The 17,403-nt window shown below is 46.2% G+C and carries 13 protein-coding genes; 7 read left to right on the top strand and 6 right to left on the bottom strand.

Annotated elements, in window-relative coordinates; genetic code table 11:
• Positions 1-9 precede the first annotated feature (9 nt).
• Positions 10-744 (top strand): SapC family protein, encoded by a 735-nt coding sequence (locus EYS00_RS01530; protein ID WP_130634809.1) that lies wholly within the window; start codon positions 10-12, stop codon positions 742-744.
• A 17-nt stretch (positions 745-761) separates the two neighbouring features.
• The gene (locus EYS00_RS01525; protein WP_130634808.1) at positions 762-1,496 is read left to right on the top strand and encodes a DUF6445 family protein; all 735 of its coding nucleotides are present in this window, start codon (positions 762-764) and stop codon (positions 1,494-1,496) included.
• Here EYS00_RS01525 and EYS00_RS01520 read toward each other — a convergent pair.
• Positions 1,493-4,630, bottom strand: a complete 3,138-nt coding sequence (locus EYS00_RS01520; RefSeq protein ID WP_130634807.1) for a TonB-dependent receptor — start codon at positions 4,628-4,630, stop codon at positions 1,493-1,495. The genes EYS00_RS01525 and EYS00_RS01520 overlap by 4 nt on opposite strands.
• Before the next feature lie 328 nt (positions 4,631-4,958).
• Here EYS00_RS01520 and EYS00_RS01515 point away from each other — a divergent pair, with 328 nt between their 5' ends.
• The 3 genes from EYS00_RS01515 to EYS00_RS01505 all read left to right on the top strand — a co-directional run bounded on the left by EYS00_RS01515 (position 4,959) and on the right by EYS00_RS01505 (position 8,039).
• A complete protein-coding gene (locus EYS00_RS01515; protein WP_130634806.1) occupies positions 4,959-5,540 on the top strand; it encodes an RNA polymerase sigma factor in 582 nt (193 codons plus the stop codon).
• Positions 5,537-6,565 (top strand): FecR domain-containing protein, encoded by a 1,029-nt coding sequence (locus EYS00_RS01510; protein ID WP_130634805.1) that lies wholly within the window; start codon positions 5,537-5,539, stop codon positions 6,563-6,565. The genes EYS00_RS01515 and EYS00_RS01510 overlap by 4 nt, the downstream gene beginning before the upstream one ends.
• 76 nt (positions 6,566-6,641) lie before the next feature.
• Positions 6,642-8,039 (top strand): sugar porter family MFS transporter, encoded by a 1,398-nt coding sequence (locus EYS00_RS01505; RefSeq protein ID WP_130634804.1) that lies wholly within the window; start codon positions 6,642-6,644, stop codon positions 8,037-8,039.
• A gap of 7 nt (positions 8,040-8,046) precedes the next feature.
• Here EYS00_RS01505 and EYS00_RS01500 read toward each other — a convergent pair whose 3' ends face one another.
• The 3 genes from EYS00_RS01500 to EYS00_RS01490 form a co-directional block, all read right to left on the bottom strand.
• Positions 8,047-10,233 (bottom strand): DUF1961 family protein, encoded by a 2,187-nt coding sequence (locus EYS00_RS01500; protein ID WP_242618611.1) that lies wholly within the window; start codon positions 10,231-10,233, stop codon positions 8,047-8,049.
• Between the two features lie 82 nt (positions 10,234-10,315).
• Positions 10,316-12,055 (bottom strand): gamma-glutamyltransferase, encoded by a 1,740-nt coding sequence (gene ggt, locus EYS00_RS01495; protein WP_130634803.1) that lies wholly within the window; start codon positions 12,053-12,055, stop codon positions 10,316-10,318.
• 4 nt (positions 12,056-12,059) lie between these two features.
• Positions 12,060-12,311, bottom strand: coding sequence for a hypothetical protein (locus EYS00_RS01490; protein WP_130634802.1), 252 nt, complete (start codon positions 12,309-12,311; stop codon positions 12,060-12,062).
• A gap of 126 nt (positions 12,312-12,437) precedes the next feature.
• Between EYS00_RS01490 and EYS00_RS01485 the strand changes: the two genes are divergently transcribed.
• Positions 12,438-13,358, top strand: coding sequence for an AraC family transcriptional regulator (locus EYS00_RS01485; protein WP_130634801.1), 921 nt, complete (start codon positions 12,438-12,440; stop codon positions 13,356-13,358).
• Between the two features lie 15 nt (positions 13,359-13,373).
• Here EYS00_RS01485 and EYS00_RS01480 read toward each other — a convergent pair whose 3' ends face one another.
• On the bottom strand, positions 13,374-14,396 hold the full coding sequence (locus EYS00_RS01480; RefSeq protein ID WP_130634800.1) for an isoaspartyl peptidase/L-asparaginase family protein: 1,023 nt from the start codon (positions 14,394-14,396) through the stop codon (positions 13,374-13,376).
• Positions 14,397-14,477: 81 nt separating this feature from the next.
• Positions 14,478-15,731: a serine hydrolase gene (locus EYS00_RS01475; RefSeq protein WP_165399279.1), complete on the bottom strand. Its 1,254-nt coding sequence runs from the start codon at positions 15,729-15,731 to the stop codon at positions 14,478-14,480.
• 139 nt (positions 15,732-15,870) lie between these two features.
• Here EYS00_RS01475 and EYS00_RS01470 point away from each other — a divergent pair, with 139 nt between their 5' ends.
• Entirely contained in the window at positions 15,871-17,337 is a 1,467-nt protein-coding gene (locus EYS00_RS01470) for a LytTR family DNA-binding domain-containing protein (protein WP_130634798.1), read from the top strand.
• Positions 17,338-17,403: the final 66 nt, after the last annotated feature.

Here is a 17,403-nt window from a genome sequence, read left to right as displayed (position 1 = left end):
GACACTCCTATGACTGCACATGTAGCACTTGACGCAAACTTACATAAACATCTAAAGCTTAATAGCGCCAAAGTTGAAGAGATGGGGGCCGATTTGCACATGATCCCCGTTGTAGTCTCTGAATTTATGAAATTAGTGGTGCAGTTCCCCATATTATTTACCAAACATGCAGACACGGGCGCCTTTACCTGTATTTGCCTTACCGGTTTTGAGGAAGGGGAAAACCTATTTTGGCAAAACGCTGAATTTGATGCGCTGTACATTCCGTTAAATGTGAGTAGACACCCCTTTTTCGTCGGCAGTGACGACACTCAAAACAATGACTATGTGATTTGCTTTGATACCGACAGTCAGATACTGAACACCGAAGAGGGCGACGCTATTTTCAACGCCGACGGCAGTGCGTCGCCCGTATTAGTGAACGCGCAAGAACAACTCTCTGAATTACTCATTGGTGAAAAGCAAACCTCGGCATTTATCGAAGTATTACTCGCGCTAGACTTGCTTGTACCCTTGGCCCTTGAAATCACATTGGCCTCTGGTGAGAGCAAGACGATAAAAGGCCTGTACAGTATTGATGAAGACAAGTTAAACGCACTCAACGAACATCAGCTAGTCCAACTTCAAGCCAACGGCTACTTACAAGCCGCCTATACGCAGGTAGCATCGCTGGGACAAATATATGGTTTGATTCAAAAGAAGAACCAGCGAGACAGCGCGCCGAATCCTTGGATGCAGCAGTAGCCTGAGGACGCCAAACAATGAGTCACGGCGAGGCCAAAGGCAACATGCAGTTAGTACGCTGGGGGCAAGGTCAGCATCCTGTTTTAATCATGGACAACTTTCACCCAGCGCCACATGAGCTCATTGGGTCGATAAAAGACTGTGCCGAGTTTACTCATCAAAGCCAAGATCTCTATCCCGGAGCCCGCGCAAAAGCGAGTACTGAGTACACTGTATTTCTTAGTGCTATGATGAACGACGTGGCACTACCTCTATTGAAATTTCAACGTGCGGTTGATACCAACGTCAAACAAACCACCTCTCCTTTTTGTTTGTATTCAAGGGCTAACACGCCAGTAAAAGATCTACTACCCATTCAGTGCATCCCACATTTTGATATTGCTCAGGATACCGATCCTCAATCAGACCAACCTACGCAATGGGCGCTGGTGCATTATCTTTTTGATGCGCCACTGGGCGGAACGGGCTTTTTTCGTCACCGAAGCTCAGGACTAGAAGCAATCACAAAACAATCACTTCAGCGCTATCAACGCATGTTAAATGACGATATTTACAAATCGGGAAAACCCAAACAGGCCTATTTACAGTCTGACCACCCTCTTTTTGCATTGCAGAGTAAAGTCGAAGGCAAGTTTAATCGTGCGGTATTGTACCCAGCACACGTGCTGCACACTGGATTAGTGAATGACAAGCATATCGTTCAGTCTGGCCATCAACGCCTCACTGGAAATGCCCTTTTTACCCTAAGTTAAAAAGTACCTCGGACCCCAAGCGAATAGCGAGCTCCGGGAGACTGAGCAAGAAGCAGCTGATTATCATAGCGCCCGTGTTTGAGTACCGAGGCCTCGGTAATATTAATACCTTCAACAAACACACTCATGTTATCGCTAAGGGCATAACTGACACTGGCGTCAATTTGGCTGTAACTGTCTACGTAGGTTGGCTCACTGCTTTGACGTTGATTCAAAGATTGTAAGAATTCTCCTCTCCGATTCCACGCCAAGCGCACCTGCAATGGTTGGCTGTCGTAGAACACAATGACATTTTGTGTGTCACTCAGCCCGGTAAGGGCAAAGGCTTGGCTCAAATCATCTCTATCTAATTCCGCATTACTGTTGATGAGCGTAGTGTTGGCAATAACGCCAAAGCCATTATTAAACTGATATTGCAGCGCTAACTCGAGCCCATCGACCACCGCTGTTTGCCCATTGATTGGGCGAGTAACATCGAAAAGAGCTAGCTGGTCCTCACTATCAGGCGCCGTAGCATCAGAGCCCGAGCTAGGATCCACCACGTTGTCGAAGGGCTCTTGCTCCACTTTACTCACAATAAAGTTATCCACCGACTTTCTAAAGTAAGCCAAAGACGCATAACTTTGCGCACTAAGATACCACTCTAACGAAACATCGATGTTGCTCGCTTCGAAGGGTTTGAGCATAGGGTTTCCTTGGCTTGCGCGAAGATCTCCCCCTTGTCGGGTGGTGTTAAAAATAAGGCTAGGTGACATTTGTGTCAGCGTCGGACGAGTAATGGTTTTTGCATAGGCTAACCGCATCACAACATCATCGTTTAACTGCCATTTAGATTGCACACTCGGCAACCAATGACGATAGTTATTCTGATGAGTCACAGGCTGGGTATTTACGGTAATGGGTGCAAGCTCAGTTTGATCCAGAATTTCCAGTCGTTCTAGTTGAGATGCAAATCCTGTAATCAGCGTATCGGTAGCTTCGTATCTCATTCCCACTTGGGTTTCTATCTCTATGTCGCCGAGTTGATGATTCAACAAAAATTGTGCATAGGCACTGGTAATATCTTCTTTCACGGCGAAAGAGCTATCCCTTAATACAGGGGCGAAACTCACACCATCCACACTTTCCAAATAATCGAGTAACTGGTTACCGTTGTGCCTTAGCCATACTTTTGGTGCTGCGCTGTGTCCGCTTATACCGGCTAAAAAGTCCTGCCCTGTATTAAAAACAGTTTGAAAGCTGTCGGGAATATCGGGGTTAGAAAAATAACCACAGTAAGTACAATGAACAGCGTTTGCCTCATTATCCCAACGGTTATTTTGCTTCTCTTGAGAAATAAACATGGCACCAAATTGAACATCAAGTAGTGAACCACTCTCACGGGGGGAATACACGCCATCAAAGCGTACTTGGTCTACCGTGTCTTCTATTTCCCATCCTCGTCGTAACATGACATGTGCCCGCCCATTGGCTGGGTCAAGGTAGTTCGCTACACCCGCAGCACTGCCCTCAGCATTGACAATAGTAGGGTCTGCTGATGCGAAACCCGAGATGGTTGGCAGAGTGTCGCCGAGGGTATGATCAAAGGTCGAGCGGTTCAAATAACCAATAAGTGTAAGTGCATTCGCACCACCAGCGGTATCGTCAATAGTGTTCTTTGCACTTCCAATATCAAGCTCAACTGCCAGTGTTCTAGTCGCCTGCCATTCGATGTTAAATCCAACGGCATCCATCTTAGAAGGGCGGTTAAAGGTGCGTGCATGAAAATCTGTGGCGTGACCGACTTGCTGACTAAAATGCACTACAGTGCCATTGTCATCGGTCAACACATCTTCGAGATTACTAGAGGTAAACCAATGCCCCATAGACGTGGAGTCGGTCTGAATATCAAATGACGACGCCACATAGTCGAGGGTGATATCGACATCAGCATTGGGACGATACTGCATCACAAGGGCACCACTAGTGCGTTTGCGAGTATCGAAACGTACCCTATGGTCATAGTTTCGCGGCACGAACAAATGGGGCGCTGAGGTCGTCAATTCCTCTGGCGGAACATCAGTATTAGGTAACCATCCATCTATCTGCGCTTCGTCAATACGCGCTTCCCGCTCCTGATGGGATAATGACACCAACCAGCCAAATCGCTGATTACTGTGACTAAGCACCACGGCCCCTTGGGGAGCACTCGACCGACGATTGGTGTCATACATAGCTTTGACATGACCCGACACCTTAAACCCTCTGGCTTGCATCGGGCGAGCAGTTTGAATATCGATAACAGAACCCACACCACCGGTGACTTGACTTGCGTTGGTTGTTTTAAACACAGACACACCACTAACCAACTCCGAGGGTAAAGTATCAAAGCTAAATTCCCGCCCTAAATTATCGGTAGGTAACTTACGCCCGTTGATGAGCACAGCGTTAAATTCAGGTCCAAATCCTCGCACTGTGACAAACTGCCCTTCACCTTCGGACCGGTCAATAGACACCCCAGTGATCCGCTGTAACGATTCAGCCAAGTTTAAATCTGGAAACTTACCGATTTCTTCCGCTTGAATAGAATCTACAATGCCTAGTGCATGATATTTTACGTCTTGCGAACGTTGTACACTGGCTCGAATGCCTCGCACTTTGACGTACTCAATTTGGGGTGGAGACGGCTCAGGTGTCGTGAGCATTTTGTCGCCATCATCGGTTAAAAGTGACTTAATTGCAGATAAAATGTCGACATTATGCTCAACTTTACGTTCAGATATGGAGACTACGCCTTTGTTGCTAAAGGTTGCTTCTAACTCTGTCCCCTCAAGCAATTTATGCAATGCTTCTTGCGGTGAAAATTGGCCATAAACCGCAGCAGACTGCATGCCTTCCACACGCTCAAAAGGAAAAATGATAGTTAAATTGGCTTGCTGAGCAAATGCAATGAGCGAATCTCCTACAGGCATTGAAGCAATGGAGAAATCCGTAACGGTTTGTGAGTAAGGCCCTTCAGCTAAAGATTGAGTATTTGCGGATTGAGCGACAACTGTATTACTGCTGAATGCCAACGCAACTGCAAAACCCACCCGCGACAACGTCGTTCGCAGTGAACTTTTTGGGTTTGAAAGCGGTTGAATTCTAGGTGTCATTTCACGTTAGCGTTATGTGTATTATTGTTTTAATTCAATTGATTACATGCTAGCAATCACAGCCTTTTTGACAAGGCAGGCAAGCTAAAGCCATAGAGCCCAGTGTTTCGACCATAACAAAGTTAACAATAAAATTACAAACATCATGTTTAGGCCATCATGTAATAAAACTCTATTCTCAAGTGTACTTTGTCGATAGAAAACATACGTTGCCTATCAAACTTGTACCAAATTCTTTAAAAAAACATTAAATTCTATGGCGGATTATTTAACATCAATCGTCATAGACACTGTGAACAGAAAATGAAGCCACCAAAAACGAGCGAGTATGCACAAAGTCGTTACTGAACAGTCCACCATGCATCAAGTATTTGTTGCCGCGAAAGACAGCATTGTCAGGATGGTGTCTCGTATTGTGCCCCCAAAAGAAATCGAAGACATAGTGCAAGAAACCTATGTGCGGGTTTGTCAGTTGGGACATGAAGATGAGATACAGCAACCACGTTCGTTTTTGATGAAGACTGCACGCAATCTTGCCTTTGATCACCTCAAGCGGGCGGAAACTCGCTTAGCGGAAGACATTGGTGAAGAGTGGCAATTCAACACAGCAGAGTTTGACGAGCCCGATGGCATTTTTGAACAAGTGGCAAGCTGTGAGGAGTTTGGCCATTTTTGTGAAGCGATTAGACAACTCCCCGTGCAATGCCGAAAGGTGTTTGTATTGAAAAAAGTATATGGCTACTCACAAAAGGAAATCGCCAGCAAAATGAACATCAGCGAAAACACCGTTGAAAAACATATCTCAGCAGGGTTCAAACGCTGTGCCAGCTATATGCTTCAGTTCGACACATCAACAATGAGTACCACGCAGAACAAACGTCAGGCAGTCGCAAGGGGGAATCGTGCATGAACAACGTTATTAACCTCAATACTGCCAGTATTGAAGATCAGGCCATTGATTGGATAGTCAAAATCGACAGAGAACTCAGCCCAGAAGAAAGCAAAGCTTTTCGCTCTTGGCTACACCAGTCACCACAACACCACACGCTATTTTTTAAATACGCCAAGTTGTGGGACAAAATGGACGCAGTTAGTACCCTCGCAGAAGTATTCCCAGAGCCAGAAGCAGAACCTGAGCAAAATGGTTGGGGCACCAAGGCTAAAGCTATGGCTGCCAGTTTTGTGCTCGTTGCCATGCTGGTAAGTGGAGTGTTCTTTAAACTTGGCCAAGAGGTATCTCCAGCCCAATCGATTATTGTTCAACAAGAGTTTGAAACCACATTGGGTGAGCAAGCCACTTTTTACATGCAAGATAAAACTAAGGTAGTACTAAACACCGACAGTAAAGTCAGAGTCACCTATACCGACAAACAACGCTTATTTGAATTAGAGCGCGGGGAGTTACACGTCACTGTTGCTCATAATAAAGCGCAACCCTTGTCGGTCTATGCGGGTGGTCAGATAATTCAAGCGGTCGGTACTGCATTTAATGTAGAGATTCAAGATACTGAAGTAGAACTCATTGTTACCGACGGTAAGGTACTTGTAGCCGAAGAAAATCCCGCTCAAAACCCGTTAATGTTGGACAACGTAGCACTCCCCACTAGCTCACTGGCCGTTAGCCAAGGGCAAATGGTGCAGCTCGGAGAGTTAAATGCAGACGTTACGCCAATCAGTAATGAGGACATGAATGCCAATTTATCGTGGCAACAGGGCAGCTTAATCTTTCGTGGAGAATCCTTGGAAGACGCGCTACAAGAAGTGAGCCGCTACACTCAATACGCTTTTGAATTTAGTGACGATGACATCAAAGCGCTGCGTATTGCCGGCCTATTTAAAACTCAAGACGTAGACACTCTTTTAGCAGCTATCGAGCAAAACTTAGATATCTCTCACCAAAAGCTCGAAGGCGACGTCATTCGCTTGCATCGCTAACCTATCTCGAGGCCCAAAGCACTTCCGTTTTGGGCCACTCTTTCAGCATAATTCAATGGATAATTGGGGATTCCTCATGAGCAATAGCGCCGATAATATGAAGTTTGTTGTACTCATCTCTTTGGTGGCAACTATTGGTGGCTTCTTATTTGGGTTCGACAGCGGTGTGATCAACGGCACGGTCGATGGTTTAAAACTCGCATTCAACTCAGACTCAGTTGGTACAGGGTTTAACGTAGCAAGTATGCTATTGGGCTGTGCAGCGGGCGCACTAGCTGCAGGCCGATTGGCAGATAAATTTGGCCGGAAAAAACTCTTGCAGGTTTCGGCAGTACTTTTTGTGGTTAGTGCCTGGGGTTCTGGTATTGCCGATTCTTCCATGTCATTCGTCATTTATCGTATTTTGGGCGGTCTTGCAGTCGGTGCCGCTTCGGTAATGGCACCTGCGTATATCAGTGAAATCGCTCCCGCCCAATACCGCGGTCGCCTCTCTAGTTTGCAACAAATTGCCATCATTGTTGGGTTGTTTTCTGCTTTTATCAGCAACTACTTTTTAGCCGAAATAGCAGGCCACTCAACGACAGCTTTCTGGCTTAACTACGAAGCTTGGCGTTGGATGTTCTGGATGGAACTCATACCGGCGACCCTATTTTTTGTTCTGCTCTTTGTCATTCCTGAGAGCCCCCGTTATCTAGTAGCTACCCATCAGCACGGAGAAGCAAGTGCGGTCCTCAGTAAACTTTACGGAGAGGTTGAAGCTCAACACAAGCTCAACGACATCAAACAATCCCTCGATAATGAAGCGCAGGGCGCACTTGGATTTTCGGGGCTTATTGCCAAAAGTGGAGGTTTAAAAACCATAGTTTGGGTCGGCTTGGGGTTGGCAACTTTCCAACAACTCGTAGGAATCAATGTCGTCTTTTACTACGGCGCGGTACTGTGGCAAGCGGTGGGCTTTGCCGAATCAGATGCATTACTCATCAACATTATTAGTGGTGGTGTGAGTATACTCGCCTGTTTGATTACCATGGCGCTTATCGACAAGTTAGGACGAAAACCCTTTTTAATCATTGGCTCCGCGGGCATGACAGTATGCTTAGCTGTCATGGTATTTACCTTTACCAATGCCACTGTTGATGTGAACGGCAACCTTAATTTAGGGACACAAGGCGCGTTGACCTTAATTGCGGCCAACGCTTACGTCTTCTTCTTTAACCTATCGTGGGGGCCAGTAATGTGGGTCATGTTGGGAGAGATGTTCCCCAATAGTATTCGCGGTTCAGGGCTTGCAGTAAGTGGGCTAGCCCAGTGGGGAAGCAACTTCCTTATTGCCATCAGTTTCCCAATACTTCTCACCAGTGTAGGTTTGGCAGGTGCTTACGGACTCTATTTACTGGGTGCCGCAACGTCTATTGTATTTGTTTACCTCATGGTGCACGAAACCAAAGGCATCGAGCTTGAGGATATGCAATAAGACTGTACTACTTCAATACCGAAACCGTAAAGTTCTTGTAGAGTGCGCTTCTTGTATACATATGGCGAAGACCAATTCTACCCGCTTCAACATTTGGGTGGCTATTGGTCTGCCATCGATACACTTGTTTTTGCTCTGCATTCTCAACCTGCATCCATAAGTTATCGCCCCGCTTAATCACGGTAATATGGTGGGGTACGCCCTTCTCGAAAAATCCGGTGTTGATATTGTCACCCTCTAGTGCCGTCCCGGCTAAACGCCTTTTTGCTAACGGTAGGTAACGGCGTGCGCGAACATAATCATCAGGAGCATCTGGTTCACCCAAACCAAAGGCAGCATAACTGATGTGATAGGTGTTCATATTGTCGAAGTAATGACGCATGTAGGGCTCATCGCGATAGTTGCGCCACGCCATAATATCTTCATCAAACCCAAGTGCTTTCTCTCCCGTTGCCAGTAGATACAGAATGTTCACGTAGAGCTCTGCGTCATCGGTACGGGTGAAGTCGTACTCAACTTTGACATCTCCACTAAAGGCTTGCTTTGACCACACGACAAAATGATGCGCGTGATTTTCCGCTTCAGGGCCTGCACTAATATGCATACCATCTGGCGTGTTCTCAATCGTTCCCACAAGACCGTCAGAAAACCAATGATCCTGCCAATCACCAGTACCTTCATCAAACAAAACCTGCTGCCAAGGTGCACCACTCGCCTTTTCGAAAGCTACATTGGGATCGCTAGTATCATTACCAATCTCATAGTAAGCCCGTTGTGCCTCAGTGGTGTGATGGGCGGTAGCAGTGCTGCGCTGAACGGGACCATTTTCCCCCACCAGAAACATTCTTCTCAAATGTGTACCTTTAACCTTTTCTGAGGCAATCAGTAATGCATCTGGGTGAGCATTACGGATAAAAGAACTCACAGCAAAGCTACCTTTGGCGGTTGATAGCACTTCATCTCCTTGCGTAAAGGTATTCCCACCATCTGAGGTATTCCACCAGGAGATAACATGGGTGTTGTTTTTGCCTTTGCTTGCTAAAAGCAAACTGGTGTGAGTATCAGACATAACATTGGCGTCACCCTTTGACACTGGGAGTTGATTTGGTTCACTGATGTTCCAACGCTCACCATCCCAACGAAAATAGCGAGGTTTCAATTGGCTCACTTGGTGACGATTGCTATGATTGCCGAACGAAAACCTAACGTGCGGGTGATTGAGTTGGTCCCAATATACGCTTGAGTAACCTGTCCAATCGTCTGTACCTTCGGTATTAACGACCTGGGTCATCTCGTTTGCAATATCTCGTGTTACAGGTAAAGACAGAGGAACATCATTCACATTACTCCACGTATCCGTTTTAGTATCAAGCTGCATGTAGTAACCATTAAAACGCGCACCTAGATGACGTCCATTTGGATGACTATTTCCACATAGGTGATAGTTATAGGAGACCAAAATGTTGTCGTCTGCAGCCTCACCAAACCAAGCGTACCAAGCATCGACTCCTTGCCCATCCTGACGACGTTGAGTTTTCAATATAGATACCGGTGGTGAAAACGTGCGGCCATGATCTGTCGACTTTTGATAAACCCAGTCGCTTTGATGCGCGCCGTGGCGATATATCAAATAGAGATCGCCATTGCTCATTTTCACCCATTGATTGTAGGTACCAAAAGGCGAGACATTATCAAGATATTCCCACTCTGTAATATCGTAGGGGCGCTTGGATACTACATGCTGTAGCCGCCCATAATTGTAGTTGCCAAGGGTATTTTCTCCCATTGAGGGAACGCCACCATGACCACCAAAAGCGATATGAATATAACCTAGGTCGTCAATGATCATGGCGGGCTTACCGTGATTGTCTATCTTGCGATTGGGATCTTTTCCCATATCGCTGACTCCCGCCTTAAAAGGCCCCTGCCACTCACTGGTGTGGTGATTATATGCCGCTACGTAAGGGTCTTCGTATAGGCCTTGGTAGGTGATGTAAGTCACACCATTGGCGTGTTCACCGGCGGGATGTTGTAAGCTTGCTATTGGGTTGCTCAGACCGGTGTCGGTAAAATAGTCGACAGTTTCCACCTGTGTTGGTCGTAATGTGGTACCTACCTCATTTTGAGTGCTACCGCAGGCGAACAACCACAAAGACCAGATAAAGACTAATCCAATAACTCTAATATCGCGCATACATTCTCCGCTAAGCACTACATTTTAATGCTGAAATCGCATTGTTATGTATGAAAAGCGCAAATAGCGATAAATTGCTACCCTAGTGAGCGACTGCTGCACCATCTCGTCTGGAGTCAGATCCAGCCACATAGCCTTTTTCTAATTTTAAAACACCTTGACCACCACCAAATATCAGGCCTCGGTTGTTGCCTAGGAATACCCTTTGCGCGGTAGACATGAGAGGATCTTGGGGTGCATGACCCATTGATATCAATGTATCAACGGTGCTTTGAGGAATGGATTGTTCAAAGCTTACGTTGTTGTCTTCCCAGTGGCGAAACCTTGGAGCATCAATGGCTTCTTGAACGTCCATACCAAACAACACGATGTTCAACAACACTTGTACATGGGCTTGAGGTTGCTGCGCACCACCCACGATACCGTAACTCAACCATGGGATTTGCTCACCTCGCTCATTAGTCTTAGTGACAAATCCTGGAATAATAGTGTGAAACGGTCTGCGACCAGGCGCTACTGAATTAGCGCGATTGGGCTGCATCGACAAACCAACCCCTCTATTTTGCAACGCAAAACCCGTTCCCGGTACCACAATGCCTGAACCAAAAGATCCGGCCAAACTATTGATAAACGACACCATATTTCCCTCACTGTCAGCCACGCTTAAATACGTGGTTTCACTGGTATTTAGTGAAGGGTCGGGATTTGCTCTTTCTAATGCCATCTGCGGATTAATCTGAGCACGTCTGTTAGCAATAACCTCATCTGATAACATTTGCTGTGGGGTGACTTGCATAAACTCAGGGTCGCCAACAAAGGCTTCTAAATCAGCATATGCCAGTTTTTTCGCTTCAATTAAATGGTGTAAATACTCGACTGAGTTATGTCCCATTTTAGCTAAATCGTAGGCTTCAAGAATCTTTAACATTTCCAATGCAGCGATGCCTTGACCATTCGGCGGAAGTTCCCACAATTGATAATCTTTGAAAGGTACAGATAGAGGCGTAACCCATCTTGCACGATAATTAGCAAAATCCTCTTGGGTTAAAAAACCGCCCAACGCTTGCACTCGGTCTGCTATTTTTATGCCCAGTGCCCCGCCATACAGAACCTCTGGCCCTTGCTCTGCAATCAAGGTTAATGTATTGGCATAGTCTGGGTTGTAAAACCACTCACCGACGTGGGGTGTTCTCGCTTCATTCATCAAAAACGTGGCTCTTGCCCCTTGATCCCAGTTAAGCTTGCTCTCAAATAGCGCCCACTCAGTAGCGGTAACATCAGAAATGGGAAATCCGTTCTCTGCTAGTGCAATTGCCGGCGCCAAAGCTTGAGCCAATGAGATCGTGCCGTGGGACTCTAACAACATTGCCCAACCACTCAACGCCCCCGGAAGCGTAATAGACTTGGCACCGTCATCAGGAACTCTACCCCTATCACCAATAGCTTCTCGGGTCATGAGGGCGCCCGCATGACCACTGCCGTCTACACCGATTAAACGCTGCTCTTGTTGGGACCATAAAATGGCAAACATGTCGCCGCCGATACCCGTCATGTGGGGCTCTACTACGCTCAACACTGCCGCCGCGGTAACTGCTGCGTCCACTGCATTACCGCCATTTTTCAACACCGTTAGCCCAGCTTGACTTGCCAATGGCTGACTGGTTGCTACAACACCGTTAGGGGCATACACGGCATTTTTCTTATAGTTGTCGGAGGGGGTGCCTAACCCTGCTTTAAATGATAATCCAGCGACAAGGGCAGATACCGCTACTAGTACTAAAATGGCGACAAACCATAACAAAATACGTGTTATCCGGTGCATCTTTTTATCCTACACCATGAGATCGCAACGAGGATTCACATTGCTCTCTAGTCGTAAAAAACACACCGCTATCTTCCTGCTTATACCGTCTGGGTAGCCATCGGTATGTTTCAGGAACTTCAATCCTTTCAAAAGCTTCGCACTCCGGTGTGTCATAGCTTTTTAGATGCTGATCGTCCATGTATGCAAACACATGAACACCCATAGGTGCCAACAGGGCACTAATAAGAATGCATTGTGCTGTACGCTTCTTCATTGGAGTAGTCCTTATACCTACTACTAACAGGTTCGATTGCAGACAACTGTCACTACTGACAAGTAAAACAGCTTCTATTCATCATCCAGTTTAGTTATCTTTAACCCTAGAGCTTGGCATTATAATGTGCTTAGAAATATCAAAATCTTGTGGTTATTGAATCAAACAGCGCTCAACAACTTCTATATGGACACTAGACATTTTAATACGTTAGTTACACCGCAAACCAAGGTGAATTCTGAGCTGAAGAGTGATATTGGTCTAAAGCACTGGCAAGTAGAAGAAGGCCACAACGTTGTTTATCAAAATGATGACTTCCATACTTTGAGCCTGTATTTGCAAGGCGGCGAAAACAATATTCGACTTGATCAACCTTCGAAGAAAGGTAGCGCTGGCCAATTTTGCTTCATGGCTCAATCACAAGATTCAACCTGGCAAATTAAACAACGAACTGAATTTGCACACATTTATTTTAGCAAAACACTAGTCAACCACTTTGCCGCAAGCACGCACCAAATGGATACTCGCTTTATCGAACTCACCGATAAAGTATTTTTGAAAGACGACGACCTACACCAGTTATTTCTGAAATACTTTTCAGCAAAACGTTTAAATACCGCCAACGGTGAGCTATTTGCTGAACAAGTAAGCTACAAACTACTCGACAAGATAGTCAGCGAATTTAATGGATTTAACGTTAAATCCAGAGAAGTTGTAGGTGGACTTTCACCACAACATCGCCGTCAAGTTTTCGCTCATATCATGGACTCACTGGGCCATAAAATTACTATTGCGGAATTGGCAAAGGAAGTTAATCTAAGTCCGCACCATTTTGCCAAAATGTTTAAGCTCAGTTTTGGTGAATCCCCGGCAAGTTTCGTTAGCTGGTTGCGAATAGAAGAGGCAAAAAAGCAGCTCAAGACTAAGTTGCCTCTCTCACAAATCAGCGCTCAGTTGGGTTTTACACATCAAAGCCACATGACGCAGAGTTTCAAGCATATGGTTGGTGTAACCCCAGCGCGCTACCGAACGTTTTTTAAAGACTAGCAGTCTAACAGACTGTTAGTTTTCTTTGTAAATCGCCACCGTTACTTCGCCGTTTACATCAACAGAAGCGCGATACATTCCTTCGGTATTGAACGGCATGGCAATGTTTCCTTCGGCGTCGATAATAATCACACCGCCGGTACCTCCCATGGGCAAGAGTACGTCTTGCATCACGGTTTCACCCGCTTCGGCTATGGTCACACCTTGATACTTCACTCTTGAACAAATATCTGCGGCCACGTGGTTGCGAATAAAAAATTCACCATGCCCTGTGGCTGACACTGCACAACTGCTATTGTCTGCCCATGTTCCCGCACCAATAATTGGCGAGTCACCCACACGTCCCCACCGCTTGGCAGTCATCCCCCCCGTTGAGGTGCCCGCCGCAATATTGCCATTTGCATCTAGGGCGACCGCGCCCACAGTGCCGAATTTGTAATCCACCGTAGCTGGGTCAACAATTAACGATGCATGGTCATTCTCGAGTAAACGGGCTTTAACCTTTTCAAGTGCACGCATTCTGCGTTCGGTATCAAAATGACTATTTTCAACCATAGCCAGCCCTTGCTCTACTGCAAATGCTTGCGCACCTTCACCGCTAAGCATGACATGTACTGAATGATCCATTACTGCACGGGCTGCGGCAATAGGGCTTGCGATAGTTTTCACACCCGCCACAGCCCCTGCGTTTAAGGTATCACCTTCCATAATAGAGGCGTCTAACTCGTGCTCTGCCTCCCAGGTATAAACCGCGCCTACCCCGGCATTAAACAAGGGTGACGCTTCCATGATTTCAATGGCGGCAATAATGGCATCGGTGCTTGAGCCGCCGTTTTTCAATACTGCATAGCCTGCGATTACGGCTTCATTTAACTTATCGCGATACGCCTGATCTTGCTCAGGCGTTAAGTTAGCTTTCAAAATAGTGCCCGCGCCACCATGAATTGCGATAGCAACAGGCGCTTGCTCTTCTGCTGTTGCCGCACCTGCCATACTCAATGCGCTAGTTAACAGCGCGGTTAAAAATAATCGTTTCATCACAATTCCTTGTTTACCAAGACATGCCAATAAGAATACCCAGAGTAAACAGCAACAGCGAACTATGCAACTGACTGACTTTTAGGGTTGCTCTATAGCCATTCTGACCAATCTATAGGCCAGCATTTGAATTTCACCACGGCTTCTTTGTCCTTTGCCATTGGTTAGGATAGCCACAGTAATATCGTATTCAGGCACCAGCATAAAAAAGGCATTGGCTCCCACAGATACGCCACCGTGATGAATAATATCGACTTTGTTGTTTTCATCGAAGATCCGACTGGTTTCATAATGTCGCCACCCTAATCCATAAGATTGTGGGTTTTCACTACCATCGAACATGGGCTGCACTGTCACCATTTCGGTAAGTGTGGATGTTTGAAGCAAACCTCCATTGAGTAGTAAAGCGCCTAACTTTACTAAATCTGTGGACGTAGACACCAAACCTCCACCCGCAACCTTGTTAGATAGGTTTTGCTCGGGCGTTACGCCATATAGTCCGTCATCGGAGGTGTAAAAGTTGGCAAGCTGCTCGGTACTCGTAAGCAAATGCTCGGCGTACGTACTCGATAGGCCACTTGGTATTGCAACCAACTCATCAATAAGCGCTTCGAAGCGCTTACCACCCGCCGCCTGCATTACTGCACTTAGTAGGGTGTAGCCATGTGTGGAGTAAGCAAAGCCTTGTCCCGGTGCGAACAACAGGTCGTCACATTTAAACTGATCGAGAGCGGCAATACTGCTTTCATACTCGTGGTTTGAGTAGCCATCGGTAGGTGGGAAACGTGTGAGATCAAATTGGTAGTGGCGCACGCCAGCCATGTGACTCGCTAGCTGCCTAGCGGTCATATCGCCTCGAGCGCGAGGATAGTCGGGTAAGTAACGCTGTATTGGCGCATCTAGGTCAATGAGACCTTCTTCTACCATGCGCATAAGCACTACCGCAGTAATTGCTTTAGACACGCTACCCACTCGATACTGTGTATCTACACTCGCTGGTATTGCTTGTTCAACGTTCGCTAGCCCTACACTTCCTGCCCATACCAGATTGCCTTCTTTTATCATTGCGCCCGACATAGACACCGATTGTAATTCTGTAGCTAGCGCTATCATTTCTTGTTGTGCGTTGTCGGAAAGCTCAATGTAACCTTCACTTACATTGGCTAAATCTTGATGGCTTAAATGATTTGTCGGTAGTGGTGTATGTGGAGTGTCCCATTTCCACATCCAATATTGCATCGCGCCGAAATACATCCCCACAACGAATAATACTGCACCTATTCCCCAACCTAGTTTTACAAAGATTCGTTTGCGTGAACTACTGCTTGTTGTCATATGATTGCTACCTTTTGTTACTAACGTGTCCCATCGAGTCGATTTACATATCGAATTGATGAATTTATATTGTCGGTAAATCAATAAACCCCACGCGCCATGGGAACAAGGACAGATGGACCAATGACTCGGAAAGTGGATGAGTAGCTCACAAAAAAGGGTTAAACGCTCATTGAGCATTTGGCAATTTGCCCTATTGCTCACGTTGGCTTATGGGCTCGGACTCGTAATTTCACACCAAACCACGGTATTTGAAAAAATCTACTGGTCAGGATATTCCCTTGAGCAACTCAATGAGCAAGGTGAATGGGTAGATGGGAATCGATTCAATATTGGTGACACAGTAAGTAGTCACGATGTTCGATTTTTGGTGACTATTGACCAGTCGGAAAAATGGCAACGCCCGGTAGGATTATTTATTGGCGGGCCGTTCTCTGCCGATATTTATTGGGATGGAGAAAAAATTGGTGACAAGGGAGCGGCCGGAGATACCCGTGAACAAGAGGAAATCGGTCTTATCGACGTTAGTGTGTTTATTCCCATTCGCATGCTAACCCCCGGGCAGCATGAAATTCGTCTTCGCATTTCAACACACCACTTAATTCAACCTGATGATTCAGTATTCCATTACATTTGGCTAGGCCCATACCGAGAAGGTGGTCGACGGGATATCCGCTATTACTTTGCACCTCTATTTGTTCTCAGTGCTTTAATTGTGTTGAGTTTCCAGAGCTTTCGAATTGGCCACAACGCCGGAAACCCAATGCATATAGGGCTAGGACTTTTCGGATTCAGCATTGTTGTTATGTTAATGGCTGAAGTATCACGGGCCATTGTGAACTACCCATATCACTACCATGAGTTACGCGGTATTTTTGGATGGGTGAGCAATATTGCTGCTGGCATCGCGCTCATCTACACCAGCGCTAAAGTCACCACGGGTCGGCTTCGCAAATTCATCCTTATTACAGGCATACTGATTGTTGTTGCCAGCCACGTCCTACCTATGAGTAGTGGCGATATGCGCTTAGCTATGGATTTCGTGCTATTTGTACTTGGGCCAGCAGCAGTTTTCTTAGTGTTGGCATTCAGAAAGCAGGTAAACTACTTCTCCACCTTACCTCTGTTTTTCTTTGCCTGCGCGTTATCTTGTTATTGGTCGGTGGGGCTATTTTTAGACAGCTTTATTTTCATCGCTGCATTAATATTGATTGGTGGTGCATGGGTATGGGTGTATGTGGAAGTAAAAGCAGACGGACCTGAAATCACCCGTCCCGAAGAAACAAAACACTTCGTTATTAGAACTGCCTCGGGTGAAACGTCGATCTCTGTAGACCAATGCTTTGCACTCAAAGGGGAAGGTAATTACACCGCTGTGCTTCTAGCCAATGGCGAATCCCTGCTTCATCAAGACGGTTTAGGTGCCATCATGGACTCCCAGCCCATCGGTTTTGTTCGCGTACACAAATCATATGCAGTAAACCTTGGTGCTGTGGTAAAACTTAAATCGGCGACTGGCAGTAAATACTGGCTCGAAATGCAAAACGGCGAAACCATACCGGTAAGTCGCTATCGCGTAGCCGAATTGAGAGGGCAGCTTGAGTGAAGCCCGCGCACAAGTGTAATATCACCAGCTAAAACTATTATTATAAAAATTGCGGTAAGAAAGAGG

Origin of the sequence: Alteromonas sp. KUL49 (genome assembly GCF_006538345.1) — a bacterium.
Taxonomy (GTDB): Bacteria; Pseudomonadota; Gammaproteobacteria; order Enterobacterales; family Alteromonadaceae; genus Alteromonas.
The sequence above is the reverse complement of the archived record's forward strand: the minus strand, read 5'-3'. Positions and strand labels throughout refer to the sequence as shown.